The sequence below is a fragment of the Alkalitalea saponilacus genome, assembly GCF_900168165.1.
Lineage (GTDB): Bacteria > Bacteroidota > Bacteroidia > Bacteroidales > Marinilabiliaceae > Natronoflexus > Natronoflexus saponilacus.
In genome coordinates, this window is sequence record NZ_FUYV01000005.1 from 186,165 (window position 1) to 212,665 (window position 26,501).

Sequence of the window (26,501 nt, forward strand, 5' to 3'; positions counted from 1 at the left end):
GGAATAATTTATAGGTAAGCATTGCTCTAGTCGCTATTATTTTTACAGAAACTTAATTTTTGTGAGAAGTCATTTTTTTAACTGCCAGGTATTACGTGTTATTTCTGGGGAGTGTTGAAATAGTCTTTTATGTGCCTAACTACTTACTATGATTTTATTGTTGCAAGCTAAATCGTTGCTATTGTTTACATGTAATTACGATGATTGATACCTTTTATATAGATTTTCCTGAAATTACATATATGGCTTTTTTAAAGGCCATGTTGAGTTTTAACATTTCAAACTTGACCCTGATTTTTTTGTTCCTTTTATTTGCATATGTTTTATACACATACATTCGTCGACAAGTACAAAAAAAAATTGAGTATTTAGTCAATATTCGGGTCGAAAAAGCGTTAAAAGTAAAGGAAAAGGCAATGCAAATCCGAACCGGTTTTGATTCCGAATCGGTAGCACATACAAAAGACGGAACAAAAGTTAAATCAGTAAAATACAAAAGCGTTACTGTTTTATTTGCCGATATTCAGGGGTTTACAAAAATAGTAGAGCATCTCAATCCTGATTTGCTCATTGATGAACTGGATGATTTTTTTATAAAGTTTGACTCCATTGTTGAAAAACATGGAGTTGAAAAGATTAAAACCATAGGAGACGCATACATGGCGGCCGGAGGTATCCCAGAGAAAAATCGGATACATGCTCTGAGAATGATCCTTGTGGCATTAGAGATTCAAAACCATATGGTGAGTCTCAGGTCAAAAAAAATTTTAGAACATCAGGATTTTTGGGAGCTTAGAATCGGAATTCATACAGGACCGGTGATTTCAGGTCGGGTAGGTCGAAACAAAACAGCTCCCGATATTTGGGGTGATACCGTCAACATTGCCAGTAGGATGGAATCTTCTGGTATTGCCGGTGAAATTAATGTTACAGGAGTAACTTACCAGTTGGTAAAAGATTTTTTTGTTTGTGAATACAGAGGGAAGATGCCAATAAAATATAAGGGAGAGATTGATATGTATTTTGTCAAAGGAATTGTACCTGAGTTAGCGGAAGAAAATAAGCGAAACCAACCAAATGAACTTTTTAAAGTCAGACTGCAGCACATTCGTTTTATTGATCTGGAAGAAGCGATACTGGAAAGACTCGAGAATGAACTACCAGTTGATATTTGTTATCATAACGTTAAACATACCATTGATGTTGTAACACAGGTAGAGATCATTGGCAGGGGAGAGGGTGTTTCAGAAGAAGAATTATTACTGCTGAAGACTGCAGCTTTAATGCATGATACAGGATTCCTGATAACATATGAGAATCACGAGCAGATCAGCATCGAACTATGTAATGACATTCTTCCTCGGTTTGATTATAATCCCGACCAAATTGAAAAAATCATTCAGCTGATAAACGTGACCCGTCCCAAAACAAAGCCAGCCAATAAACTGGAGTCAATAATGAAAGATGCAGACTTAGATTACCTCGGAAGAACTGATTTTCTGAATCTCTCAGAAAATCTTTTTAAAGAATTGAATCGGTATAATGGTCGTATGAGCATTCAGGAATGGAATAAGAAACAGTTTGATTTTATTTCGAAACATCGTTATTATACTGAAACTGCCCGCAATATGCGTCAGGTAAATAAGGATAAACAATTAACAAAGCTTAAACAGATTTTACCATTAAGCCGACAATAAATGGCCGTATTTATTTCACAATTGTTATCTTTACCCTGCATGAGGGAAAAATGAGCAGAAATTGCTGTTCGTGAATAGATATTTTAAACACTTATTTTTAATGAGCAAGAAGATGAAAAGCTACGACACTGAAAGTAAACTTCCCAATATGATTGGACCAGGAACAAAGATTGTTGGAAATATTGAGACCAATGGAGACATCCGAATTGATGGAAATATTGAAGGCAATATTGACTCAAAGGGAAAGGTTGTTATTGGGAATAATGGGTTTGTAAAAGGTGAAATTTCCTGTAACAACGCAGAAGTTTCCGGAACTCTTAATGGAAAAATGTCTGTATTAGAGCTTCTCTCGTTAAAGGCAACCTGTAAAGTCAATGGTGACATTAAATCAGGCAAACTCTCAATTGAACCCGGCGCATTATTCTCAGGAACCTGCGCTATGGGAGGATCTAACATTAATCCGTCGCCTGCTAAGGAAGAAAAGAAATAGCCTTTGTTGCAAAGGCAGCTTATTTATGGCTTAATCTCTGAGAGTCTTTTCTGGAGATACCTATGTTCAATAAACTGTTAATTGGAACATTCTAAATCATATTTGATATAATTATAGCCAATAAGATTTTTTCTTATTGGCTTTTTTCATAAATTTATAAAGCGGTAAAGGCTTTGATTGTGACCAACAACTGATTCTTTACCGACTTTTATTTTATGTGCAACAGGTTTAATCTAATCAGTCAAATTTATGCGTTCAATCATTTTAAAAGAAATAATCTTAAGTTTAGTTGTTTTTTTTGCAGGATTATTTGTTTTTCGACATCTCGAAGTTGATATTTTTACAAAGTGGGTTTATTTTTCAGTTTTATTGTTTTTATTGTTTGTTATTTCTACCCTGTTTGTTAAACGTTTGATTGACAGTAATAAATCATGGGTCGCTCTGGGATTTACAGGCATTACTTTTTTCTGTCAGATAATTCTTTTACTCATTTTATTCATTTTTCTTGAACCCGAAGAGACAAATCATCGTATAGTGGCAAAAGTCGGTGTAGTTTCTTATCTTACTTTTTTGGGATTTGATACGTTTTGGAAGATTAAGTGGTTGTTTCCCAAAAGTTAGCGGTTAAGACAGGTAGGTTTTTCTGTAATTTTTGATATTTTTTTAAATGAAGCTGATATCAACCATCTGTGTGCTTTTCATTTTTGGTTTCCATTACATGGAAACCAAAGCAGCTGAATCAAATAAGGAGGATGAACCTTTTGATCCTGCCTACATGATTATGCACCACATTGAAGATGCACACGATTTTCACATCCTATCATACACAAATGCTCAAGGCGAAAAAGTTGATATCAATTTCCCTTTACCAGTTATTTTATGGCATAATAAAAGCCTTCATTTTTTCATGTCATGGACGTTCAGGCAGCCTGATCCAGTGGTGCCGTTTGGCGACACCTTTTTAAGGTTGTATCATGAAAAGATATATTATACAGACCCTGACGGAACAATACTTTATAACGAAAACGGAACAATAGCTAATTCGAAGCCATTAAGTTTTTCCATTACAAAGAATGTTTTCAGCCTCTTTGTTGGTTGCCTTATTATTTTCTGGATATTTGGTGCTGCCGCTAAACGATATAGCAAGCGCGGAGGATTGGCTGTACCAAAGGGAATCCAGTTACTGGTTGAACCAATTATTTTATTTGTTCGCGATGATATAATCAGAGCTCAAATCGATAAGGAAAAGGCGGATAAATTCACCCCCTATTTGCTTACATTGTTCTTTTTTATCTGGATAAATAATTTGGTTGGTCTTATTCCCTTTTTCCCGGGAAGCGCCAACCTTTCAGGTAATATTTCATTTACCATGACTCTGGCTGTAATTTCATTCCTCGCTATTAATGTTTTTGGATCAAAGCATTATTGGAAACATCTTCTCATTGCCCCCGGAGTTCCTTTTATAGCGAAAATATTTCTGATACCTGTGGAGATTGTCGGGATATTTACCAAGCCATTTGGTTTGATGCTCCGTTTGTTTGCCAATATAACTGCCGGTCATATCATCATTCTGGCTATAACAGCCATGATTTTTATTATCCGGTCGTTTGCGGTGGCACCAATGACAATTTTATTGTCATTGATCATGATTTCACTGGAATTTCTTGTGGCTATATTGCAAGCATATATATTTACATTATTAACATCTCTTTTTATAGGGATGGCAGTTAACGAAGAACATTAAACAAACTAAACTTTTTTATCATGGAACATTTTAATTCTACTGTATTCGGACTCGCGTTGATTATTTTTGCCGCGGCATTTGGTATCAGTCGCATTGCTCAATCTGCCATGGAGGCGATGTCCCGTCAACCGGAAATTAGTTCAAAAATTCAGACTGCAATGATCGTTGTAGCCGCTTTAATAGAAGGAGCTACCCTTTTCGCCATTGTTGTTGCATGGTTAAGTTAAGTTTAGCAGAGTTTAACCAAAAAGATTTGTCATGGGTTTATTAACACCGGATCCCGGATTAATTTTCTGGACAACAACGTCGTTTCTTATCTTAATGTTTCTTTTGCGGAGATACGCATGGAAGCCAATTTTGCGTGCTTTGAAAGTTCGGGAAGAATACATCGAATTTTCTCTTAAGGATGCAGCCCAGGCAAAAGATGAGGTTGCTAAACTTTCGGAGACTCGCAGACAGATGATTGAATCAACTCGTCTGGAACGAGAAAAAATGATGCGTGAAACCAGGGGAACCCGGGAGGAAATCATCAATGAAGCGAAGGCATCGGCTACAAGGGAGGCTGAAAAAATCATTCAGCAGTCTCGTGAGCTAATCGAAAGAGAACGTCAGGAGTCATTATCTGAAATCCGGCAACAAATAAGCCTTATATCTCTTGAAATAGCGGAAAAGATACTTAAACAGGAACTTGTTAGCGAAGAGAGACAACAAAGTGTGATTCGTGAGTATTTAGATCACGTCAATTTTAATTAAGAATCGGTATTCGTTATAAGTTTTAATACGGGATTGAGATTCATAGTAGTTTTTTAATATAGAGTTCTGAAGCATGAATGTTAGCTTAATATCAGCAAGATATGCAAATTCACTTTTCCTTCTGGGAAAAGAGGATGCCTTGTTATTGGACAGCATTTATATCGATTGCTCATATTTAAAAAACATGATAAAGGAGTCAGCCGATCTGGCAATATTTCTCAAAAATAGTTTAATTAAACCAGGTAAGAAATTTCAGGTTTTTAAAAGTATCTTTGGGAAACAAATCCATGAATATACCCTGCGATTTGTTGAGATCATCATTCAAAATCACCGTGAAACCCTGCTCGAGAATATACTGAGAAATTTTATTAATCAGTACCGTCTGTATAAAGGAATAAAAACAGTAACAGTTATTACAGCACTTCCTATACCTGAAAGCATGTTCAGGGAAATCAATGAAACAATTGGACGACAAATGGACTGTGTGGCAGAGCTTGAGTGTCGTGTAAATGAAGATATCATAGGAGGACTGATTCTAATGGTAGACGGACGAATGGTAGATGGCAGTGTATCAGGTCAGCTGCGATCTTTGAAAAAGAAATTGTTGACTAATTTGAAGTTCAGCTAATGGAACAAATAAAACCTTCAGAGGTTTCAGCCCTTCTGCGAAAGCAGATAGAAGGATTTCAGGCTGCCTCGCAACTCGAAGAAGTAGGTACCGTGCTCCAGGTGGGTGACGGAATTGCACGTGTTTTTGGTTTAACCAATGTGAAATCAAATGAATTGGTTGAGCTTGATAAATGCATGGGTGTGGTTCTAAACCTTGAGCAAGATAATGTGGGGATTGTACTTTTTGGTGCTTCCCATTTGGTTCGTGAAGGAGACGTAGTTCGCCGTACCGGCCGTATCGCATCAGTAAGAGTTGGCGATGGAATGGCCGGTCGGGTGGTAAACTCTCTTGGAGAGCCAATCGATGGTAAAGGAGAAATCAGAGGTGAACTGTATGAAATGCCTTTGGAACGAAAAGCCCCGGAAGTAATTTATCGTCAGCCCGTAAAAGAGCCTTTACAAACCGGATTAAAAGCCATTGATTCAATGACTCCCATTGGACGGGGACAAAGGGAATTAATTATCGGTGACCGCCAAACTGGAAAAACAGCCATTGCCATTGATACCATCATCAATCAGCGGGTATTTTTCGAAAGGGGAGAACCAGTTTATTGCGTTTATGTAGCCATAGGCCAAAAGGGTAGTACGGTGGCACAAATTGTTCGAACATTGGAGCAACATGGCGCCATGGATTATACTGTAGTTGTTATGGCTACTGCTTCCGATCCTGCAGCGATGCAGTTTTATGCGCCATTTACCGGTACGGCAATTGGAGAGTTTTTCAGAGATACCGGCCGCCATGCTCTTATTGTTTTTGACGACTTATCAAAACAGGCTGTTTCATACAGGGAAGTATCTCTTTTGTTAAGGCGGCCCCCGGGACGTGAGGCCTTCCCCGGAGATGTTTTTTACCTACACTCGCGCTTACTGGAACGTGCAGCAAAACTTATCGAATCTAAAGATATTGTTTCTAAAATGAACGATCTTCCACCGTCCATCGCTCATTTAGTAAAAGGCGGAGGCTCGTTAACCGCTTTGCCAATTATTGAAACACAAGCCGGTGACGTGTCTGCATATATCCCGACCAATGTTATCTCAATTACCGATGGTCAGATATTTCTTGAAACCGGATTGTTCAACTCTGGAATACGACCAGCTATTAACGTGGGTATTTCCGTGTCCCGGGTAGGAGGGAATGCACAAATTAAATCCATGAAAAAAGTGGCAGGTACGCTGAAACTCGATCAGGCTCAATACAGGGAACTGGAAGCTTTTTCAAAATTTGGCTCTGACTTGGATCCGGCTACCATGGCTGTTCTGGATAAAGGAAGAAAAAATGTGGAGTTGCTTAAACAACCGCAGTATAAGCCCATGAGGGTAGAACACCAGATTGCCCTGATTTTTTGTGGAACACGTGGCCTATTGCGTGACGTTCCCATGGATAAGATTTTGGAGTTTGAGAAAGATTTCATTGAAAATCTCGAATTAAGACATTCAACGGTTTTAAAGCAAATTGCCGAAGGCAATCTTGACGATGATGTGACAGAACTTCTGAAAGATGTAGCTGAAGACTTAAGTGTAAAATACCGGGTTCTGGAAAACCCGTCCTAAAGGTTCCGAATAGATGGCTAACTTAAAGGACATACGCACAAGAATTAATTCGGTTAAAACGACCCGACAGGTTACGAGTGCCATGAAAATGGTTTCGGCGGCTCGTTTGAAAAAGGCTCAGGATGATATTTCACACATCCGACCTTATACCAGCCGTCTTGCAGCAATAATTCATGATCTGGCTGCCACGCTGCCTAAAGATCATCCCATGGACTATTCTGAACCCGGAACAGGGGATAACATTCTTATTTTGGCCATTGCTTCTAACAGAGGATTGTGCGGCGGTTTTAACATTAATGTTGTTAAGGAGGTTCAAAATCTAATCTCCGATCGCTATGCCCGTGATTATAAATTAGGAAAGGTGAAGATTGGGATCATGGGTAATCAGTTAGATAAAATGTTTAAGGTACGTGATATTCGCCGGGATTTTTTTCATCATGAATTACTGCAAAATCCATCATATGAGTCGGCTGCAGTGTTGGCTAACCAACTGATGCTTGATTTTAAGGAGGGAGGATTTAAACAGGTGGTGCTGGTTTATAATGAGTTTATTAATGCTGCTTACCAGGAAGTTCAGGTTCAGCAATACCTCCCATTTTCAGTGCCGGTAGCTGAATCAAATGAGTTGTTAACTGAATATATTTTGGAACCGGATGCGGCAAGCATAATCAGGAGTTTGGTTCCAAAAATGTTGCAAACCATGTTATTTCAGGTTTTCTTGGAGTCCTTGGCATCTGAACATGGAGCCAGAATGACTTCCATGCACAAAGCTACAGACAACGCTACGGAACTGATAAAAGACCTTCAGCTGAGTTATAATAAAGCCCGCCAAACTGCTATTACTAACCAGATTGTGGAAATTACAGGCGGTGCAGAAGCATTAAAAAACGGGTAGCCAATGCTACCCGTTTCTTTCTATTTCACTTTTGAAAATGCCAGTTCGAAATCAGACTTAATGTCTTCAATGTGTTCTATTCCAACTGATACTCTCAACAAACCGTTTTCTACTCCGGCAGCCTTTCTCTCTTCAGCAGTTAATTGCTCATGAGTTGTTGAAGCCGGATGAATTATGAGTGTTTTGGCATCGCCAACATTGGCAAGATGACTAACCAGTTCCAGATTATTAATAAACTTGTCGGCCGTGTTTACATCCCCTTTTATTTTGAAGGATAACATTCCACCGTATCCGTTTTTCAGATATTTGGTTGCCATGGTATGATAGGGACTATTCTTTAATCCGGGGTAATTCACATACTCTACCTGCGGATGATTCTCAAGCCAAAGTGCCAAATGCATGGCGTTTTGCACGTGGCGCTCAACACGAAGTGACAGGGTTTCCAAACCCTGTATCAGCATAAAAGCATTGAACGGACTGAGTGCCGGTCCGTAATCCCTTAACCCCTCTACCCGTGCTCTGATAATAAAGGCTATGTTTCCAAAGGTTTCCCAGAATTTCATGCCATGATAACCTTCTGAGGGTTCAATAAACATGGGAAATTTTCCGTTGCCCCAATCAAAGTTACCCCCATCTACGATTACACCGCCAATACTGGTTCCATGCCCGCCAATCCATTTGGTGGCCGATTCCACAACAATATTTGCCCCATGTTCCAATGGTCGAAATAAGTAACCACCGGCACCAAAGGTGTTGTCAACGATGAGTGGAATCCCATGTCGCTTTGCAACATTGCCTAATTCCTCAAAGTCCGGGATGTTAAAGCGCGGATTTCCAATGGTTTCAACATAAAGAGCCTTGGTATTGTCGTCTATAGCAGCTTCAAAATCTTTTGGGTCATCGCTTTGAACGAATTTTACTTGAATGCCGATTCGTTTAAACTGAACTTTAAACTGATTGAAAGTACCGCCGTATAAATATGATGTTGAAACGATGTTGTCGCCGGCTTCGGCCAGATTGGTAATGGCCAGAAACTGTGCTGCCTGTCCCGACGAAACAGCCAATGCTGCTACACCGCCTTCCAGAGCCGCCATTCGTTTTTCAAAAACGTCGGTGGTTGGATTCATGATGCGTGTGTAAATATTTCCAAATTCTTTAAGGCCAAAAAGATTTGCTGCATGTTCTGCATCCTTAAAAAGGTAGGATGAGGTTTGATAAATGGGTACGGCTCGCGACAGGGTGGTTGGGTCAATCTCCTGTCCGGCATGTAACTGGAGGGTTTCGAAGCGTAATTTTGACATCATGTGGTTTTTAATTGTTAGATATGGTCAATTCAGACAATAAAGCTATGATAATTTTAAAAAAAATCATTTTTCTGCGAATGGTTTTTATAAAAGTGGTGTCTAAAAGATAAAGTCAGAATGAAGATTGAGAAAATCTTCTTTTATGTAAACAATTAAAACTTTAATTATGAAGAAATTAGTATTAACTTTGATGACAGCAGCAGCATTATTATTTGTTGTGAATGCAACCGTTTCTGCTCAGGAAGCAGAAACTAAGGAAAAACCACGAACCGGTTTTGTGGATACCACCGGTGACAGTGTGTGCGATAATTATGATGGTAAGCGCCCGGGTAAAGGATTGGGTCCCGGCAGTGGTGAAGGTCAGGGTGTAAAAGATGGAACTGGACGTAGGCAAGGTCGTGGACAAGGATTGCGTGACGGAAAGGGTCGCGGAGAGCGCAGGTTGGATGGAACCGGCTCCCGTCGTGGAGAGCGGAGAGGTTCTCGTGATGGCTCCGGGCCAAACTGTAATCCAAAACCGGAATCTGAATAAATTTATGTTAGTCTGATGCGGATTATTCTGCATCAGATTATCTTTTGGAGTCAGGTAGAAATATTTATCAGTTAATAAGTCATGACAGAGAATACCGATGCCATCATTGTTGAAAAAGTTAAAAAGGGAGACAAGGAAGCGTACCGGCATCTGGTAATGAGGTATCAGCAAAAACTGTTTCAAACATGTATCGGTTTTTTACAGAATGAAACAGATGCTGAAGACCTAACTCAGGAAATCTTTATAAAAGCATACCAAAAGATTGAATCTTTTAGGTTTCAAGCGGCTTTTTCCACATGGCTGTATCGCATCTCTGTTAATACATGCGTGAATTTTCTGCGAAAGCAGAAGGTTAAAAGGCTTCTCTTTCTGGACTCCGGTAATCAATCGAAGGAATCGTTTGGAGTGTCCGAACCGGCAGATTCCGCAACAGAAAGAGAGGAACAACGAAGGATGCTCCGAACAGCCCTGAAAGAGTTGACTCTGATGCAACGTAAGGTTTTTATTCTCAGTCAATACAGAGAACTTAGCAATAAGGAAACAGCAGAGATTCTGGAAATCACCGAAAAAGCTGTAGAGAGCCTGCTGTTCAGAGCAAGAGTCAAGATGCAGAAGGTAATTAAAGAGAAAATGAATTCTAATATAGCCCCAACGGGGCGTTATCAGCAACATAGGGCAGAGCCCTATGGATAAAAGGCAAACCCAAAGTCGCACTGAAAGGGCAAAATCATTTTTGGCTAAGGGTTTAATGAAAAGATGTTTATAGCATATAATAATAACAAATATATGAACTGCGTTGAATTTGAAATACAATTGGCGAAGCTAAAATCCGGTGCAAATCCCGGAGTTGAGTTTCTGGAACATAAGAGCCAATGCCCAAAATGCATGGAATTGGCCAGTAGAGCAGATGAATTGTATCATTTCATTGCAGATGATGCTAAAAAAACGGTATCACCGTTTTTATCTACACGAATTATGGCTGAACTGGATAAAAAGGCTTTGGAAGTTCATATATCAATTCAAAAAGCATGGCAAATTGCGGCTGTTTCGTTAGCTTTAATTGCAGGATTCAACTTAGCACTTTTTATGGATTACCGCCAATCACCAACTGATGCGGATTCTGTTTTATCCGAGTATTTCTTTGCCGGAAATGCTGGAATGGAGATTGAAAACAACTGGTTAAAGTTATCTACAGATGAGGAGTAAATATTTAATATATGCGCTGGTTTTAATACTGGCATTTTTATCGGGTTGGGTGGGTTTTCGATTTATTAAAGGAGAAAGTCCTGAACCAGTAGTTTCTGAACTGGCTTTTGACAGCATACCCGGAAGGGGCTTTTTCGGAATTGCCCGAATTCTTGAATTTGATGATGTGCAGAGAGAAAAATTCCGGGAGATGGAGATTCGATATCGGACAGATTTAAGAGATTTGATGATATCCATGAACGAATTTGAATCTCTTATTGTTGAGGAGTTTTCTAAATCAGCACCGGATACCTCGCGATTATCTGAGCTTGCATTACAAGTGGGTAAAATTCAGGGAGAGATAAAGCAGCTTTCCATTGACCATTTTTTATCAATTAGAGACATTTGTGATGAAAGGCAGACCGAAAAACTTGCGGTATTGTTTTCCAATATGCATGAACGACCCGGATTTCGACGTGGCAGAGAGGGACAGGGAAGAGGTGAAGGCAGAAACAGATTTGGCAGAAGAGGCAATTAGAACCTTGAACCTTCAAAAATTCTACCTCCACGACGGCTTTTTTGACCAAAGTACCAGGTCAAATCCAGTGAAGGATATATTTTTACTTTAGAAGAGCCAAAATTACCGATGGAAAGCAAATATCCAGGGGATATAGAAAAATTCTTTGCAGCAAAGTAGTTTAATGCAGCATGATGCTCAAATCCATTGTTGTGATGCTTGCTGTTGAAGTATCTGAAACCTCCTTCGATAAAAGTAAAATCGTTGAGGCGTGCATCGGCACGCAACCGGGCTATTATCAGGAGACCCTTTCCTGTTAAAGGCGCACTTCTGCTTCCAATAATATGTTCATCTATGGCCGAGAGGTCATTGCTTTCGAGAGATAAGCCATAATCAGCAGATAATCCGGCGGTTATGATTAGCCATGGAATTCCCTGAACACAACTTACATCATCCATAAATGGCTTACTAACAATTAATTCATTCCTGATGGCAACAATATGAGGAATTGTTGAAGTTGTGTCAACATATGAGTGATATCGCTTATTTTGCGCCCAGTTTAATCCCGGAGTGGGGACATAAATCCCATGCCTGGTAGCCCAATATAATTCTCCGGCATGAATTCTTCGTTTAATCATGAGGTTGGGAACCCAATAAGAAGCACCTAAATGTGATTGCAGTTCATATTTGGAATTGATTCCTAAGCGTGAAGGGTTGGTGATACTGACGTTTCCCGTTTTAGGAATCGAAAGATAAGCCGTTTCCGGATTCCAGATGTGGTCATCGCGATCGTTATTTCTTCTGGAGCCAAAAGGTTGCAGCGGATTAAAAAAGTTGGTTTGCTGTCCGGTTTCTCGTTGTCTTCTTTCCAGGTCGCGGGTAGCTCTTTCAGCCTGACTTCGTCGTCGGAATGGCCATACTTGTGCCTCCAGCTCCGCGGGAATCAAAGCTGTTATAATTAAAATTACAAAGATGGCCTGTTTTCCATTCATGGCTTTCCGCAAAAAAATCCATATCCGCAATTGGCGAGAAGAAAGGAGTTAAAGAAGAGATGTTTAGACAATCTTTTCTGATGATACTTTGCTTTCTATTCAATGGATTTATAAAAGAAAACGAATTTTTGTATGATAATAATTAATATAAATATAACGAATCTTTTATGATATTAGTATTCAGTGTGATATATTGTTGTAATTTTATCATCGCTATTTATCTCTACTATTTACCCATCAATTAAATTCCTTAACAATGAACTCAAATCAACTGGTTGATGAGGTTCGTGCTTATTGCCATGAACACTCAAATCCACAAAATCTTCAAAAATATCAACGCTACTTTAAAGGCGGGTATGATGGTTATGGACTTACTTCTATTCAAATCACCGATAAGGTAAAAGAACTTTCACCTAGTTTGGAATCAGGAATAGAAACAGCCTTAAAGGCTGTTCCTGTTTTAATGGAAAGTGGTATGTATGAAGAGACCTCTTTTGGATTTCTCATTGTTGATAGGTTTGAAAAGAAATTTACTCCTGAAGTTTTTCACATTATTGGCAGCTGGTTCTCAATTGGCATAACCAATTGGGCACATGCGGATACTTTGGGAATGTATCTGCTACCAAAATTTTTAAAGAACAACATCATTGCCATTGAGGATTTTAAACCGTGGCTTTATTCCGAATATAAGTTTCAGCGTCGTTGTGTTCCGGTCACTTTAATTAAATCTTTAAAAATGGTAGGTGTTGAAAAGCTTGTGCAATTTGTTGAACCACTGATGACTGATGCAGAAAGAGAGGTGCATCAGGGAATGGGATGGTTCTTGCGGGAGGCATGGAAGCTAAACCCAATTGAAGTTGAATTGTTCCTGTTAAAATGGAAGGAGACTGCACCCCGCCTCATATTTCAATATGCTTGTGAAAAGATGGAGAAAGAGGAGCGATTAAGGTTTAGACGGACAAAGAAAGGGAAATAACGAAATCACGATTTCGTTATTTATCCTGAAATAGTAGCCGTTGGTCGAAAACTTCTTGTATGAAGCTGCTGCAAGGGATATTTTTGTGCAGAAGAGAGACCGAAATTGTACATCAATCAAACTGAAACTTATTTTTATGTTGTTGAAAAAGTGCTGTTTATTGCTGGTTTTAATGCTGGCAAGTTTTGTTGTATTCAATTCACATGTTTTTGCTGATGAACCTCAGTTTTCACTTGAGGAGGCTTTAGAATTTGCTTCGAAAAACGCCTACCAAAAAATCAGTTCAAATTTCGATGTTGAATCGGCAAGGCGAAGAATTTGGGAAACCATTGCCGATGGTTTACCACAGGTGGAATTAACCGGACAATACAACCACTCCATTGATATGGCCAAAACATTATTGCCTGTCGAGTTTTTTCCGCAAGAAAACTGGCCATCGGGTGCTGGACCCGGAGATATGATACCTGTTTCATTTGGAACACCTTATGATGCAAGCTATGGCGTTGGTGTAACCCAACTTATTTTCGATGGCTCTTACTTTGTAGGCGTTCAGGCAACAAGAGTTTTTCTGGAGTTTACCGAGCAGCAACAACGCAAAACAGATATTGAAATCCGAAATAGTGTGGCTCAGGCTTATTTTTTGGTTTTAAGTGCGCGTGAAAACCAGGAAGCTTTTTCCGGGCTGCTTGAGGCCAATGAGAAACTTCTGCTTGAGACGCAATCCATGTTCGAGGCTGGATTTGTTGAGTCTTTGGATGTAAGCCAAATGGAGTTGCTGGTGAATAATTCCCGTAAGCAACTGATGGAGGTAAAGCGAAATAAGGAGGTTGCCATGTCGGTTCTTAAGTTTACTATGGGGTACGATAAGCATGCAGAGATGCGTTTAAGCGATTCTCTTACCTACCTTTCGCAAAGAATCATATCAGGCGGCATTCCTGATGATCTATTTGTCCCCGACCACCACGTCGATTATCAGTTGGCAATGACCAACGAGGAGAGTCAAAGGTTATACCTGAAAAATGAACGAGCTCAGTATTTACCGCGCATCAGTGCTTTTTATAATTTTCAGAAAATAGGATTCTCCAACGATTGGAACGTGTTTACTCAGGATTGGTATCGGGCACAGTTTGTAGGTGTTCAACTTTCTGTCCCGCTATTTACTTCGGGGATGCGCCATGCAAGGGTTCAGCAACAAAAACTAAGCTATAAACAGAGCATCAACGAACGCGAAATGACCTTACATAATTTGCAAAGCAATTATGTAACAGCTCGTGCTACTATGCGAAACAGTTATGAACAGTATCTTTACAGCATTGAAAACAGGCGACTTGCGTTAGATATTCTGGAAAAGACGAGAGTGAAATTCACACATGGTATTTCATCAAGTTCTGAATATACACAACAACAAACTCAATATATACAGGCGCAGATGAACTATGTTCAATCGGCAGTAAATTTAATGAATGCGCACATCGCCTTATTAAAGGCAACTGGCCAGTTATGATAATCAGAGATTAAAAAAACAATCGTTCCCAATGATGATATACAGAGAAACAATGGCAAAAAATATTATAAGGATAGTAGTTGTCAGCATTATATTGGTGCTGCACGGATGTGGAGCAAGAGTTGCTGATGAAGAGCAGGACAAACGGAATCAGTTGGCTGAGTACAGAGCTCAGGTGGATGAATTGCGTCAAAAAATTGCTCAGCTTGAATATGAGTTGGATAACAACTCCGACCGTTCCAGGGTCAATGTTGGATTAAACGAATTGTCTGAAACTGTTTTCGAACATTTTATAGAGGTAATGGGGCGTGTTCAGTCTGACCGCAACCTGATTGTACGTCCCGAAGCAGCCGGAAATATCGTTGATATCCTGGTGAAAGAAGGTGATTACGTTCGCAAAGGTGACATCATGGCGAGACTCAATACAGATGCTCTTGACCGTTCCATTCAGGAGATGGAGGTAAATCTCGATTTAGCCAACACCATGTATGAACGCCAGGCAAAGCTTTGGAATCAGAATATTGGTAGTGAAGTTCAGTATCTTCAGGCAAAATCCAACAAGGAGTCGCTGGAAAGAAGACTTGAAGGGTTACAGGCTCAGCGGGCAATGGCAGTTGTAACATCTCCAGTTAACGGAGTGGTGGATGAGGTGATACAGAAGCAGGGCGAGATGGCCGGACCTTCGGTTCCTTTTGCCAGAGTGGTTAATGTGGAGCAGCTATATGTTACTGCAGATGTAGCTGAACGTCATTTGACATCGGTCAGAAGTGGTGATTCTGTTTCGGTAAGATTCCCTGTTTTGGGTACGACCAGAACAGAAACCATCAACAGGACATCATCGGTTATTGACCCGGACAGCAGAACTTTTCGAATCAGAGTAGAAATGGATAACCCCGGAAACAGGATTAAACCTAACCTGATGGCAGTTTTGCAACTTAGAACTTACCGGAACTCCGAGGCATTAGTTGTTCCTTCTATTTTAATAAAGCAGGATTTTACAGGCCAGTTTCTATTCATTGCTGAAGAGGAAAATGGAAATTATGTATCGCGTAAGCGATACATAACCACCGGACTCAACCATAATAACAATACAGTTGTGGAGTCGGGTCTTTATCCGGGTGATAAAGTTATTACCGAAGGATTTGCTTTGGTGGTGGACGGAACACTTTTAAATGTAAATAATTAAGGATTACTGAAATCTTAACTATTAATATCAATACTAACACGTTCTTAAAAAACGTGTTAGGTGCATATTTCCTTTCGTTTCAGAGAGATCCATAGTCAGGTTTTTTCATAAACCTTTATTACAAACAGATACTTTTATGGATAAGGTAAAAAATGGCGATATAAGTCACAGGAATTTTAAGCCAACTTATTGGGCATTATCCAATAAGAACACCATATATATTCTTACTTTCTTCCTGTTGATAGGAGGAATATTTACATACAGGAGCATGCAAAGGGAATTGTTTCCCGAAATTGTGATTCCTTATATCATGATTCAGACGCCTTATCCGGGAAATAGTCCGCCGGATATTGAGAATCTGATAACCAGACCCATTGAGAAGCAGCTGAAAGGCCTTAATGGAGTAAAGGTTTTATCCTCCGCTTCATATCAGGATATGAGCTTAATAATGGTGGAATTTGAAGCGGACGTGGATGTGCGGCAGGCCCTTCAGGATGTAAAGGATGAGGTAGATAAGGCCAAAAGTGACTTGCCTGACGACATGGATTTTGATCCCATTGTTGAGGACATTGATTTTTCGGAGTTTCCCATCCTGAACATCAATTTGTCGGGGGATTACAGTTTGTACGAGTTAAAGCAATTTGCTGAAAATCTGCAGGAGGATATTGAATCGCTCCGTGAGATAAGGGAAGCAGATATTCGCGGTGTGGACGAGCGCCAAATTAATATTCTGGTTAACCCTCTTTTGCTGGAGGCATACGACTTATCCTTTATGGATTTGGAACTTGCCATTATGACTGAAAATGTTAACATTGGAGCAGGTGAAATTCTGGTGGATGGCACACGTCGATCGCTGCGTACAGAGGCTAATTATCGCTCAATGGAAGAGTTGGAAAGCACCATTGTTAAATTTGAAAACGACAAGATAGTTTATTTGCGGGATGTGGCCCGAGTAATTGATGGTTTTGAAGACCAATCAACCATAGCACGTTTGAATAATCAGCCGGTGGTGTCGCTGAGTGTGATAAAAAAGAGTGGAGAAAACCTTCTGGATGCCACTGATCAAATTTTCAGGATTATTGAGAATAAGCAGGCTTCGGGGCAACTTCCTCCCGATTTATCCATCACGGTAACAGACGATATGTCTGTTTATATCAGGGATCAGATCAGTAATCTTGAAAACTCAATTCTTTTGGGGATGATTCTGGTAATTCTGGTACTTTACCTCTTTATGGGAATAAGGAATGCTTTTTTCTCCGGTATTGCCATTCCTATGTCCATGTTTATATCTTTTCTGGTTTTAGGAGAACTGGGATATACCATTAACACCATGATCCTTTTTAGCTTGCTGCTTGCACTTGGTATGCTTGTTGATAATGCCATTGTTGTGGTTGAGAATTCCTACCGATTGTATGAAGAAGGCTACGGAAAACTTGATGCCATTAAGAAAGGAGTCAGTGAAATTGCTGTTCCTATAATTACTTCAACGGCAACCACTTTAGCTGCCTTTTTCCCGTTGCTGCTATGGCCGGGCATTGTGGGAGAATTTATGAAATTTTTGCCTATTACTTTAATAATAGTTTTAACATCATCACTTTTTGTGGCATTGGTTCTGAATCCCGTTTTTATGGCTCGCTTTGTAAAAGTAGAGGATCCAACGGCAAAGGTTAACATTAAAAGGCTCTTTCTTATAACAGGGATTTTGGCCGCCATTGGAATTGTATTCTATATTGCAGACAATATATTAATGGGTAACTTGCTGGTTTTGCCTCTTCTAATGAGTCTTTTAAACGTGTATGTTTTAAAACCCGGAGCCAGGAATTTTCAACAGCGTTTTTTACCATGGATCGATCGGCAATATGAAAAAACTTTAAGATTAGCCATGGGACGATTGACTTCCAAAATGTTAGTGGCAGCCATGTTTGTACTGTTTGTAGTTTCAATCATGATTTTTGGGGCGTCAAATCCAAATGTGATATTTTTTCCTGAGAATGAGCCCAAAACGGTTTATATTACCATGGAGCTTCCGTTGGGAACAGATATTGACAGAACAGATGTTGTTTCACGTGAAGCAGAAAAAATTGTATTCGAGGTTCTTGAAGCCTACGAACATATTGTAAAATCGGTAGGTGTAAACGTGGGAAATGGTAAAGGTGATTTTTTTGAGCCATCAAGAGCACCAAACAAGGCCTTGTTTACCATAACCTTTGTTGAGTTCATCGACCGGGATGGTATCAGTACGTCCAAAATCATGCTGGAACTTACCGAAGCATTAAAAAATTTTACAGGAGCTGAGTTTTTTGTGGAAAAAGAGGACGAAGGTCCTCCTGTAGGTCGGCCAATCAATATTGAAGTTTCGGGCGATGACTTTGCAACACTGGTAAGTTTGGCAGAAGATATCAAACACACCATTGATGACAGAAGAATTCCCGGGATAGAAAATCTCCAGCTTGACATCAATATGAGCAAACCTGAAATGCTTCTGACCATTGACAGGGAGATGGTTCGACGGTTAGGATTGTCAACCGAACTGGTAGCAAGTACCATGCGGACAGCACTCTACGGAAACCGTGTTGATAAGTTTAAAGACGGCGAGGATGAATTTGATATTGTTGTTCGGCTGGACGATGAATTCCGGAATAATGTGTCGGCTCTGATGAACATGAAAATCAAGGTTGAGAAAGAGGGTTTCAGTTATCATATACCTGTCTCTTCGGTGGCCGATTATTCTTACGGAACAACTTACGAAGATATTAAACGCAAGGACAATACACGTGTTATAACAGTTTATTCTAATGTAATTGAAGGGTACAACGCCAATAAAATCAATAATGATATCAGGGAATTATTAGGCAGATATGAAATGCCTCCGGGTTACTATTGGGAGATGACCGGTGAGCAGGAAAACCAGCAGGAAACCTCCGATTTCCTGCTGAGGGCGCTATTTATAGCCATTGCGCTTATTTCCATGATATTGATTACACAGTTCAATTCTGCCATTAAACCCATGATTATTCTTGCCACCGTTGTACTGAGTACCATTGGGGTGTTTTTAGGATTGGCAGCTTTTAATATGGACTTTGTCATTTTGATGACCGGAGTCGGGATTGTTTCATTGGCCGGTATCGTTGTGAATAATGGAATTGTTTTAATCGATTACATCGATATAAAACGAAATGAACGGCGCGAAGTCCTTGGTTTACACAGCCGGGCAAGGCTAACACGGGAAGATGAAGTTGAAGCTGTTATTTCTGCCGGACGTACCCGTTTGAGGCCGGTACTGCTAACTGCCATTACAACCATTCTTGGATTGATACCATTGGCCATTGGCTTAAACTTTGATTTCTTTAGTCTGTTTACCCAACTTGATCCTAAGATATATTTTGGTGGAGATAATGCAGCCTTTTGGGGACCAATGTCCTCAGCGGTTATTTTCGGGCTAACCACTTCTACCTTCCTTACGTTGATTATGGCTCCCGTAATGTATAACATGGCTGTTCGGGTTCGAAATTATTACGTGAAAGAGAAAGTGGCAGACGAGGATTAGACATTAGATTTTTAGACAGATAGATCAGAAGAGGCTGTCTAAAGTGTCTGTTAATAATATTCAATAGTTACAATTTGTAAAACAACCTTGCTTTCACCCCTCCAAACCTCCCCCAAGTGGGAGGCTTAAAGTCCCCCTGGGGGATTTAGGGGTGAATTATTAACGTGTAATTTACGATTTGAAAGATAAGGAAAATTTAAATTTACTTTTTGGACAGCCTCTTCTGCCTATCTTTTTTATTTTATGGTAATCTAATTCTTATTCCACATATGGCCTGTCTCTTTTTTCTTAGTTCTGCCATATTTCTCTATCTTTGAAGTTGAACTAAGAGGGAGGTATGATAGATAAGTCCACCATTGACAGGGTAATGGAAACAGCACAAAGCCAAATCACTGACGTGATTTCGGAGTTTATTTCTCTAAAAAAAAGGGGGATAAATTATATAGGCCATTGCCCTTTCCATAATGAAAAAACTCCTTCGTTTATTGTTTCTCCGCATAAAGGTATTTTTAAATGCTTTGGTTGTGGTAAAGGAGGAAATGCCGTGAACTTTTTGATGGAGCATGAGCAAATCTCTTTTGTCGATGCCATCAAAACCCTTGGAAGAAAATTCCACATTCCTATTGAAGAGAAAGAGTCCACTCCTGAGGAGATGGTCAAACAGAATGAGCGGGAAAGCATGATGGTGGTCACCAATTTTGCGGCACGATGGTTTACCAAAAACATGTTCGAGACCGATGAAGGCCAGTCGGTTGGGCTTGGTTACTTTAAGCAACGTGGGTTTGATCCGGAAATCATCAAAAAATTTCAATTGGGATATTCTCCCGATAATAAGGATGCCTTTACACGACAGGCCACCATTGAAGGCTATAAACTCAACTTTTTGGAGAAAACCGGCCTGACTGTAGTCCGTGAAGATTACAAAGCGGATCGCTTCCGTGGAAGGGTTATTTTTCCCATTCACAGTTTGTCTGGAAAAGTGATTGCTTTTGGAGGCCGTATCCTGAAATCGGATGCCAAAGCAGCTAAATATCTTAACTCTCCTGAATCGGAAATCTATCATAAAAGCAAAATCCTATACGGCATTTACTTTGCTCGTCAGGAGATGACTCGTCAGGATAGAACTTATCTGGTGGAAGGTTATACCGATGTGCTTTCGTTTCATCAGGCAGGAATAACCAATGTGGTCGCATCCTCGGGAACAGCTCTTACCCCAGATCAAATAAGGCTTATCGCGAGGTTTACACCAAATGTTACCATCATTTATGATGGTGATCCGGCAGGCATAAAAGCTTCTCTCAGGGGAATCGATCTGATTCTCGAAGAGGGAATGAATGTTAAAGTTCTGCTTCTTCCCGAAGGCGAAGATCCCGATTCATTCGCTAAAAAAATGCCGGGCGATGAGTTGAGGAAATACATTTCGGAGAATGAGACCGATTTCATCAAATTCAAAACATCCATCTTACTAGAGGACAGTAAAAATGACCCCATCAAGCGGGCACAGTTGATTCAGGACATCGTAAAATCCATTTCCGTTATTCCGGATCAGATTATTCGGTCTGTTTATGTAAAAGAGTGCAGCACACTTCTGCAGGTTGAAGAATCGGTGCTTTACAGTGAAATTGGCAAAATAAAGAAAAAGCAACGTGAAAAGGAGTCCGGAAGGATTGCCTACCGTGAGAATATGCAGGAGGCTGTGCCACAAAATCAACCACCAGTTATTACGCCATCTGCCAAAAACCCTTTGGATGCAGAAGAGAAGGAAATTATGCGATTTTTGTTAAAATATGGGCATCTTGATTTGGGAGAAGTGGATATGGGTGATAAAAAGACTGCTATGAAGGTGGGAGAGTACATTGTTAATGAACTGCGTCAGGATGAACTGAAAAGTGAAAACCCGGTTTACAACCTCATACTCGAAGAGTATGAGGAACAGATGAAACTACCGGGTTTTATCGCCAATAAATATTTTATTTCACATTCAAATCCCGATATATCGCATTTGGCAACAGATTTAATTGCAAGGGAATATCCTCTGAGTAAAATCCATAAAAAGCACGGAGCGATAAAGTCTGATACTGATTTGCTATCGATTTTGGTTCCCAAAGTAGTTCTGGAGTTAAAATGGAAACTTGTAAAACTTAAGCTTGAACAAACCCGGATGAAACTGCAACAATCCGAAAAGCAGGGAAATATGGAGGAGGTAATGGAATTGATTAAGGAGATGAGCCTGTTGCAGAACGTCTTTAAATTGATTTCTTTACAACAAGGAGAGCGAACAATCATATAAATATTGAAATCTTTTTTTCATGAAGACAGTTGTACACGAAGATCAGGCTACCATTGAGGCCATTATCAGGAAATGCGATATCTGTTTTATTGGTGTGATTACACCCGAAAATTTGCCTTATGTGTTGCCAATGAATTTTGGCTACGAAAAAGGAATCATTTATTTACATAGCGCGCCTACGGGCAGAGTTATTGATTGTCTGGATAAAAACCCCAATATTTGTATCACATTCAGTACAGATCATGAGCTGGCTTTTCAGCACCCACAGGTAGCATGCAGTTACCGCATGAAATCGAAGAGCGTAGTAGCTTTTGGTAAAGTGCGGTTTGTTGAAGATATGGATAAAAAACGACGAGCTTTGGACATCATCATGGAGCAATATTCTGATAAGCATTTTGAGTACAGCGATCCTGCAGTCAGAAATGTAAAAATTTGGGAAGTGCCTGTAGATCAAATAAGCTGCAAGGAATTTGGTGCACCGCATCAAAAACCTGATATTGCAAAATAAGTTTCTGTTGTTTTACTCACGATAGAAATTTAGATGTAAAGAATTATTATACAGAATCGTTGTGCTAAATTATATTCCACAGCACCAAGGCGCCGAAAAAAGGGAAAACATGTTATCTTTGGATATAAATAATATAGCAAATGGAAGATAAAGTTAAATATTGGCTTTAACTTTCCGATTATGATATGGAAACAGCAATGCTTAACAGTAAGAGATATTTATATGTTGGATTTATGGTTCACCAGACCATCGAGAAAATATTCAAAGCATATTACACATTCCTGAAATCAGAAACAGCACCATTTTCACACAGTTTATCCTATTTAGCAAAAAAAGGAGATTTTTACAAAGAGTTTACGGAAAACCAAAAGAACTTCATTGACCAGATTGAGCCTCTGAATATTGAAGCGAGGTATCCATCTCACAAAGAAAGATTATTGAAAAGTTTGACTCACGAAAAATGTCTTGAAATCATTGAACAAACAAAGGAATTGCAGCAATGGATAAAAGAGAAGTTATAAAAAAAGTTACGCAATTTAAAGCTTTGGTTGGAAATCACTTTGACCTTGAGTCAGTTTACCTTTTTGGTTCTTATGCCAATGATACCAACAGGGAAGATAGTGATATAGACGTAGCAGTTGTTGTAAAGAGTATTTCAGGAGACTTTTTTACTGTAAATCCTTTGCTATGGAAGTTAAGAAGAGAGGTTGATGATAGAATTGAGCCGATTTTAATTGAAATGAATAATGATAAATCTGGTTTCTTAGAAGAAATTAAACGAAATGGAATTGAAATAGGATAACTAAAAGCTAAGCGCATTATGATTTAGCCATTCTTCCAGCTGCGAGATCTTTGGTTGTCTTATCCCATATGTACAAGACTGCCTTGGGTGGGTTTCATCTCGGTGTATGGTGATGAATCCTGTAAATCTGCCACTGTGGTGGTTCCAGGAGCATTAGAAACTTAAATGTAAGATATCGTTCGATAGATATTCTAGAAATTGTGATGATGTCCAAGTTCTATTTATATATAAATGTAACAGTTTCGGAATTTGCTATATTCCCTTCATCTATCATTCTAAACATCTATTATCTATTTATCTTTTAAAGGTTATGGTATTAAACTATATATGGATAGCATTTTTTCTAATCGCATTTGTTGTTGCGCTGCTTCGGCTCATCATATTTCAGGATGTTGAAGTCTTTCCGGAATTGGTCAATGCAACATTTGAGTATGCACGGTCTGGCTTTACCATTTCCTTAGGTCTTACCGGGGTGCTTACTTTGTGGCTTGGGTTTATGAAAATTGCTGAGCATGGCGGTATGGTTCAATCCCTCACACGGATTACTGCTCCTTTTTTCCGCCGGCTGTTTCCAGACCTGCCGAAAGACCATCCGGCTTACGGCTCCATGATGATGAATTTTGCTGCCAACATGCTTGGGCTCGATAATGCTGCCACGCCCCTGGGGCTTAAAGCAATGAAGGAGATGCAAACGGCCAACCCGAAAAAGGATACAGCGTCCAATGCACAAATTATGTTTTTGGTGCTGAATACATCTGGACTTACCATCATCCCCGTGTCTGTTATGGTTTACAGGGCACAGTTTGGAGCCGCCAATCCCGCCGACATATTTTTGCCAATCATGCTCGCCACCTTTTTTTCTACCTTGGCAGGCATTATTTCAGTATCGGTAGTTCAGCGTATTAAATTATACGACCCCGTTATTTTGGCGTGGCTTGGAGGCATGACAGCCATGGTGGTTGGATTGATTTACGGATTCTCCTTGCTCGATAGGAGCTTAATGAGCACCGTATCGTTGTTGGTGGCTAATTTTATTCTCTTCTCGTTTATTACCCTTTTCATTGCTCGTGCGGCGTTGCGAAAAGTCAATGTTTATGAATCATTTATTGAAGGCGGAAAAGAAGGTTTTAACATAGCCATAAAAATTATTCCCTACCTGGTAGCCATTTTGGTAGCCATTGGTGTTTTCAGAGCATCCGGTGCCATGGACTTTTTAATTGATGGTATAGCCGCTTTTTTCGGATGGTTTGGAGCTGATACCCGTTTTGTGGATGCCTTGCCAACTGCCTTAATGAAACCATTGAGCGGAGGAGGAGCTAGGGGGATGATGGTAGATGCCATTAACACCTACGGTGTTGATTCATTTGCCGGCCGTTTGGCTTCTACGGTTCAGGGTGCCACCGATACCACTTTTTATATCATTGCCGTATATTTTGGGTCAGTTGGAATTAGGAAAACACGGCACGCAGTTTCGTGTGGTTTAATTGCAGATGTAACCGGAATTATAGCAGCCATACTTATCGGTTACCTCTTTTTTGGATAATATTTGGTGTTTACTTTCTCCATTACTTTTATTAACTTGTATGTTTTAACGTTTTAAAACCGGCAATTTATGGAAGATAAAGAGAAGAAAAAGAAAAAGTATGGTGCTTGGCACCTTGGTTGGGGATGGTATTTGGCAGTTCCGGTTTTAACTGTTTTATCGTTGGCATTAAAACGAGGCATCAACGATGTATCGGATAAAACAGGTTTAGCCGGGAATGCATTGGATATTCTCAAGGAGAGATATGTCAAGGGCGAAATTGATAAGGATGAGTTTGATCAAAAATTAAAAGATATAACGGAAGCACATTAGGTGCTTCCTTTTTTATATCTAGAAAACAGTTTTCACTCCGTTGAAATTAACTCTGAATTCTGATGGAGTACAACCTTGTTTCCTTTTAAAAGTCCTGTTAAAATTGGAGATGTTGTTGAATCCACATTCGTAGCAAATTTCGGATACACTTTTATTGGTTTCAATAAGCAACCTGGTGGCATGCCCCAGACGAATTTCATTAATAAATTCAATAAACGACTTGCCGGTTCTCTGCTTTATTAGACGGCTAAATGAAACGACAGACATGTTAAGCATTTGAGCGGCCTCTTCCAACATGATTTTTTTGTTGAAATTGGCTTTTACGTGATTGTAAATTTTTTCGATGCGCTCACTGTTGTGGAAATCACTGTAATGTTGAAACGAAATATTTGTTAGAAGCTTTTGATTCCTCGAAATTGAGAGGTCATACAAAAGCGATTGGAATTCTAAAAAAGAGTCGAAACCTCTTTTTTGTGTCAAGTTGTGAAGACGTGGTTCTGCCTGTTTGGCGGTTTCTTTAGAAAACGCAATTCCTCGTGCCGCATTCTGTAGAAGATCTCGGATGGGTTTCAGGATGTTTTTACCCATTAAAGGACCTTCAAAGATGTCTTTTGGAAATTGGATGGTGATTTCATGTAAAAGTTGCTTCCCGGTATTTCGGTAGTTTTCCCAGCCATGATATAAATTTGGGCCAACCATAACCAACTCGTATTCGTCTATTTCTTCGATGTGATCCCCTACTACACGACGACCTCCTTGAGCATTTGCAATAAAGTTAATTTCATATTCGGGATGAAAATGAACCGGAAACGTGAAAAGACTCCTTTCACGATCAAACACCAGGAAACAGTCATCTTCATTTAATGGAGTTATTTCCCTATGGATTGATTCTTTCATGATGCAGATATAAGGGCTATATTATAGCCATTTTTATAACGATTAGGCGATGGATTGGATTTATCTATATGGGTATATCTACAAAAATATAAAAAATATGATATAATAATATCATATCTGTTTAAGTAAGTTGAATATTAGTATTTATGCCTATGATTATGTTCTTTTAATGTATGAAAAACCACTTAATGAGAATGTAGTGAGAGGGTATTCACAAAAGTCAATATGCTTTATTGCTAAATTATGATAGAATAGTATATGTTTATGGTTGTTTAAGTCCCGATGGTTAATATTTATTTGAATATTTGCATAATTAGGTCATAGGAAATTACAATTGATCGTTAGTTCCGGTGTGACGGGATTCCCGATTGAATCGGGATTAAAAAGTAAATCCATAATTATAAGCAGATTGGGGTCATAGAAGATGTTTTTTCATGTATCAGATAATCAGACAAATAATGAACAACGGACAATTTAAATTAACTACGAAAGAATTATCCTAATAGTTTTTTTTGAAAAACGGTCTACAAGTCATATAATCAACAGAATAACTAAATACCAGTCTCTTCATGTTTATGCAGTAATTAAATCTAAATCATTATGAGTT

The 26,501-nt window shown here is 39.4% G+C and carries 25 protein-coding genes; 22 read left to right on the forward strand and 3 right to left on the reverse strand.

All coding sequences use genetic code 11. From position 1 onward, the window contains the following. The first annotated feature begins 242 nt into the window (after positions 1-242). From B5X70_RS06475 to atpG, 8 genes are all read left to right on the forward strand, one after another. Positions 243-1,697, forward strand: a complete 1,455-nt coding sequence (locus tag B5X70_RS06475; protein WP_079557126.1) for an adenylate/guanylate cyclase domain-containing protein — start codon at positions 243-245, stop codon at positions 1,695-1,697. 100 nt (positions 1,698-1,797) lie between these two features. After that, on the forward strand, positions 1,798-2,187 hold the full coding sequence (locus tag B5X70_RS06480) for a bactofilin family protein (protein WP_079557084.1): 390 nt from the start codon (positions 1,798-1,800) through the stop codon (positions 2,185-2,187). A 667-nt stretch (positions 2,188-2,854) separates the two neighbouring features. Further along, entirely contained in the window at positions 2,855-3,931 is a 1,077-nt protein-coding gene (atpB, locus tag B5X70_RS06490) for a F0F1 ATP synthase subunit A (protein WP_079557086.1), read from the forward strand. Between the two features lie 20 nt (positions 3,932-3,951). Further along, positions 3,952-4,158: an ATP synthase F0 subunit C gene (locus B5X70_RS06495; RefSeq protein WP_079557087.1), complete on the forward strand. Its 207-nt coding sequence runs from the start codon at positions 3,952-3,954 to the stop codon at positions 4,156-4,158. A gap of 31 nt (positions 4,159-4,189) precedes the next feature. Further along, positions 4,190-4,684 (forward strand): F0F1 ATP synthase subunit B, encoded by a 495-nt coding sequence (gene atpF, locus B5X70_RS06500; protein ID WP_079557088.1) that lies wholly within the window; start codon positions 4,190-4,192, stop codon positions 4,682-4,684. A 73-nt stretch (positions 4,685-4,757) separates the two neighbouring features. Next, positions 4,758-5,312 (forward strand): ATP synthase F1 subunit delta, encoded by a 555-nt coding sequence (atpH, locus tag B5X70_RS06505; RefSeq protein WP_079557089.1) that lies wholly within the window; start codon positions 4,758-4,760, stop codon positions 5,310-5,312. Beyond that, positions 5,312-6,904, forward strand: a complete 1,593-nt coding sequence (gene atpA, locus B5X70_RS06510; protein ID WP_079557090.1) for a F0F1 ATP synthase subunit alpha — start codon at positions 5,312-5,314, stop codon at positions 6,902-6,904. Before atpH ends, atpA begins: the two co-directional genes overlap by 1 nt. 13 nt (positions 6,905-6,917) lie before the next feature. After that, on the forward strand, positions 6,918-7,799 hold the full coding sequence (atpG, locus tag B5X70_RS06515; RefSeq protein ID WP_079557091.1) for an ATP synthase F1 subunit gamma: 882 nt from the start codon (positions 6,918-6,920) through the stop codon (positions 7,797-7,799). A 20-nt stretch (positions 7,800-7,819) separates the two neighbouring features. On the opposite strand, the gene B5X70_RS06520 is transcribed toward atpG, so the two are convergent. Beyond that, positions 7,820-9,103, reverse strand: coding sequence for an O-acetylhomoserine aminocarboxypropyltransferase/cysteine synthase family protein (locus B5X70_RS06520; RefSeq protein ID WP_198314242.1), 1,284 nt, complete (start codon positions 9,101-9,103; stop codon positions 7,820-7,822). Positions 9,104-9,269: 166 nt separating this feature from the next. Between B5X70_RS06520 and B5X70_RS06525 the strand changes: the two genes are divergently transcribed. From B5X70_RS06525 to B5X70_RS06540, 4 genes are all read left to right on the forward strand, one after another. Continuing rightward, positions 9,270-9,635, forward strand: a complete 366-nt coding sequence (locus tag B5X70_RS06525; protein ID WP_079557093.1) for a hypothetical protein — start codon at positions 9,270-9,272, stop codon at positions 9,633-9,635. A gap of 81 nt (positions 9,636-9,716) precedes the next feature. Further along, a complete protein-coding gene (locus B5X70_RS06530) occupies positions 9,717-10,328 on the forward strand; it encodes an RNA polymerase sigma factor (RefSeq protein WP_079557094.1) in 612 nt (203 codons plus the stop codon). A 93-nt stretch (positions 10,329-10,421) separates the two neighbouring features. After that, positions 10,422-10,841 carry a hypothetical protein gene (locus B5X70_RS06535; RefSeq protein ID WP_143255037.1) on the forward strand — a complete coding sequence of 140 codons (420 nt, stop codon included), beginning with the start codon at positions 10,422-10,424 and terminating at the stop codon, positions 10,839-10,841. Beyond that, positions 10,831-11,358, forward strand: a complete 528-nt coding sequence (locus B5X70_RS06540; RefSeq protein WP_079557096.1) for a periplasmic heavy metal sensor — start codon at positions 10,831-10,833, stop codon at positions 11,356-11,358. The genes B5X70_RS06535 and B5X70_RS06540 overlap by 11 nt, the downstream gene beginning before the upstream one ends. Here B5X70_RS06540 and B5X70_RS06545 read toward each other — a convergent pair. Then, a complete protein-coding gene (locus tag B5X70_RS06545) occupies positions 11,355-12,329 on the reverse strand; it encodes a hypothetical protein (RefSeq protein ID WP_143255038.1) in 975 nt (324 codons plus the stop codon). The genes B5X70_RS06540 and B5X70_RS06545 overlap by 4 nt on opposite strands. Positions 12,330-12,585: 256 nt before the next feature. Between B5X70_RS06545 and B5X70_RS06550 the strand changes: the two genes are divergently transcribed. The 10 genes from B5X70_RS06550 to B5X70_RS06595 all read left to right on the forward strand — a co-directional run bounded on the left by B5X70_RS06550 (position 12,586) and on the right by B5X70_RS06595 (position 24,997). Then, entirely contained in the window at positions 12,586-13,305 is a 720-nt protein-coding gene (locus B5X70_RS06550) for a DNA alkylation repair protein (protein ID WP_079557098.1), read from the forward strand. Positions 13,306-13,441: 136 nt separating this feature from the next. Further along, the gene (locus tag B5X70_RS06555; protein WP_079557099.1) at positions 13,442-14,809 is read left to right on the forward strand and encodes a TolC family protein; all 1,368 of its coding nucleotides are present in this window, start codon (positions 13,442-13,444) and stop codon (positions 14,807-14,809) included. 31 nt (positions 14,810-14,840) lie between these two features. Beyond that, positions 14,841-15,995, forward strand: a complete 1,155-nt coding sequence (locus tag B5X70_RS06560; protein ID WP_079557100.1) for an efflux RND transporter periplasmic adaptor subunit — start codon at positions 14,841-14,843, stop codon at positions 15,993-15,995. A gap of 136 nt (positions 15,996-16,131) precedes the next feature. Beyond that, complete coding sequence (locus tag B5X70_RS06565; protein WP_079557101.1) at positions 16,132-19,542, forward strand: efflux RND transporter permease subunit; 3,411 nt, start codon at positions 16,132-16,134, stop codon at positions 19,540-19,542. Between the two features lie 337 nt (positions 19,543-19,879). Then, a complete protein-coding gene (dnaG, locus tag B5X70_RS06570; protein WP_079557102.1) occupies positions 19,880-21,832 on the forward strand; it encodes a DNA primase in 1,953 nt (650 codons plus the stop codon). A gap of 19 nt (positions 21,833-21,851) precedes the next feature. Continuing rightward, complete coding sequence (locus B5X70_RS06575) at positions 21,852-22,340, forward strand: pyridoxamine 5'-phosphate oxidase family protein (RefSeq protein ID WP_079557103.1); 489 nt, start codon at positions 21,852-21,854, stop codon at positions 22,338-22,340. A gap of 185 nt (positions 22,341-22,525) precedes the next feature. After that, complete coding sequence (locus tag B5X70_RS06580; protein ID WP_079557104.1) at positions 22,526-22,861, forward strand: HEPN domain-containing protein; 336 nt, start codon at positions 22,526-22,528, stop codon at positions 22,859-22,861. Then, a complete protein-coding gene (locus tag B5X70_RS06585; protein WP_079557105.1) occupies positions 22,840-23,142 on the forward strand; it encodes a nucleotidyltransferase family protein in 303 nt (100 codons plus the stop codon). The genes B5X70_RS06580 and B5X70_RS06585 overlap by 22 nt, the downstream gene beginning before the upstream one ends. 310 nt (positions 23,143-23,452) lie before the next feature. Then, positions 23,453-24,685 carry a nucleoside recognition domain-containing protein gene (locus B5X70_RS06590; RefSeq protein WP_079557106.1) on the forward strand — a complete coding sequence of 411 codons (1,233 nt, stop codon included), beginning with the start codon at positions 23,453-23,455 and terminating at the stop codon, positions 24,683-24,685. 69 nt (positions 24,686-24,754) lie between these two features. Then, on the forward strand, positions 24,755-24,997 hold the full coding sequence (locus B5X70_RS06595) for an SHOCT domain-containing protein (protein WP_079557107.1): 243 nt from the start codon (positions 24,755-24,757) through the stop codon (positions 24,995-24,997). An 18-nt stretch (positions 24,998-25,015) separates the two neighbouring features. Here the strand turns inward: B5X70_RS06595 and B5X70_RS06600 are convergent, their stop codons facing one another. After that, complete coding sequence (locus B5X70_RS06600) at positions 25,016-25,894, reverse strand: AraC family transcriptional regulator (RefSeq protein ID WP_079557108.1); 879 nt, start codon at positions 25,892-25,894, stop codon at positions 25,016-25,018. Positions 25,895-26,501 lie beyond the last annotated feature (607 nt).

Bases quoted from the DNA above. Each gene is read 5' to 3' on its own strand.
- B5X70_RS06475 (WP_079557126.1), top strand. From the start codon at position 243: ATGGCTTTTTTAAAGGCCATGTTGAGTTTTAACATTTCAAACTTGACC.
- B5X70_RS06480 (WP_079557084.1), top strand. From the start codon at position 1,798: ATGAGCAAGAAGATGAAAAGCTACGACACTGAAAGTAAACTTCCCAAT.
- atpB (WP_079557086.1), top strand. From the start codon at position 2,855: ATGAAGCTGATATCAACCATCTGTGTGCTTTTCATTTTTGGTTTCCAT.
- B5X70_RS06495 (WP_079557087.1), top strand. From the start codon at position 3,952: ATGGAACATTTTAATTCTACTGTATTCGGACTCGCGTTGATTATTTTT.
- atpF (WP_079557088.1), top strand. From the start codon at position 4,190: ATGGGTTTATTAACACCGGATCCCGGATTAATTTTCTGGACAACAACG.
- atpH (WP_079557089.1), top strand. From the start codon at position 4,758: ATGAATGTTAGCTTAATATCAGCAAGATATGCAAATTCACTTTTCCTT.
- atpA (WP_079557090.1), top strand. From the start codon at position 5,312: ATGGAACAAATAAAACCTTCAGAGGTTTCAGCCCTTCTGCGAAAGCAG.
- atpG (WP_079557091.1), top strand. From the start codon at position 6,918: ATGGCTAACTTAAAGGACATACGCACAAGAATTAATTCGGTTAAAACG.
- B5X70_RS06520 (WP_198314242.1), bottom strand. From the start codon at position 9,103: ATGATGTCAAAATTACGCTTCGAAACCCTCCAGTTACATGCCGGACAG.
- B5X70_RS06525 (WP_079557093.1), top strand. From the start codon at position 9,270: ATGAAGAAATTAGTATTAACTTTGATGACAGCAGCAGCATTATTATTT.
- B5X70_RS06530 (WP_079557094.1), top strand. From the start codon at position 9,717: ATGACAGAGAATACCGATGCCATCATTGTTGAAAAAGTTAAAAAGGGA.
- B5X70_RS06535 (WP_143255037.1), top strand. From the start codon at position 10,422: ATGAACTGCGTTGAATTTGAAATACAATTGGCGAAGCTAAAATCCGGT.
- B5X70_RS06540 (WP_079557096.1), top strand. From the start codon at position 10,831: ATGAGGAGTAAATATTTAATATATGCGCTGGTTTTAATACTGGCATTT.
- B5X70_RS06545 (WP_143255038.1), bottom strand. From the start codon at position 12,329: ATGAATGGAAAACAGGCCATCTTTGTAATTTTAATTATAACAGCTTTG.
- B5X70_RS06550 (WP_079557098.1), top strand. From the start codon at position 12,586: ATGAACTCAAATCAACTGGTTGATGAGGTTCGTGCTTATTGCCATGAA.
- B5X70_RS06555 (WP_079557099.1), top strand. From the start codon at position 13,442: ATGTTGTTGAAAAAGTGCTGTTTATTGCTGGTTTTAATGCTGGCAAGT.
- B5X70_RS06560 (WP_079557100.1), top strand. From the start codon at position 14,841: ATGATGATATACAGAGAAACAATGGCAAAAAATATTATAAGGATAGTA.
- B5X70_RS06565 (WP_079557101.1), top strand. From the start codon at position 16,132: ATGGATAAGGTAAAAAATGGCGATATAAGTCACAGGAATTTTAAGCCA.
- dnaG (WP_079557102.1), top strand. From the start codon at position 19,880: ATGATAGATAAGTCCACCATTGACAGGGTAATGGAAACAGCACAAAGC.
- B5X70_RS06575 (WP_079557103.1), top strand. From the start codon at position 21,852: ATGAAGACAGTTGTACACGAAGATCAGGCTACCATTGAGGCCATTATC.
- B5X70_RS06580 (WP_079557104.1), top strand. From the start codon at position 22,526: ATGGAAACAGCAATGCTTAACAGTAAGAGATATTTATATGTTGGATTT.
- B5X70_RS06585 (WP_079557105.1), top strand. From the start codon at position 22,840: ATGGATAAAAGAGAAGTTATAAAAAAAGTTACGCAATTTAAAGCTTTG.
- B5X70_RS06590 (WP_079557106.1), top strand. From the start codon at position 23,453: ATGGTATTAAACTATATATGGATAGCATTTTTTCTAATCGCATTTGTT.
- B5X70_RS06595 (WP_079557107.1), top strand. From the start codon at position 24,755: ATGGAAGATAAAGAGAAGAAAAAGAAAAAGTATGGTGCTTGGCACCTT.
- B5X70_RS06600 (WP_079557108.1), bottom strand. From the start codon at position 25,894: ATGAAAGAATCAATCCATAGGGAAATAACTCCATTAAATGAAGATGAC.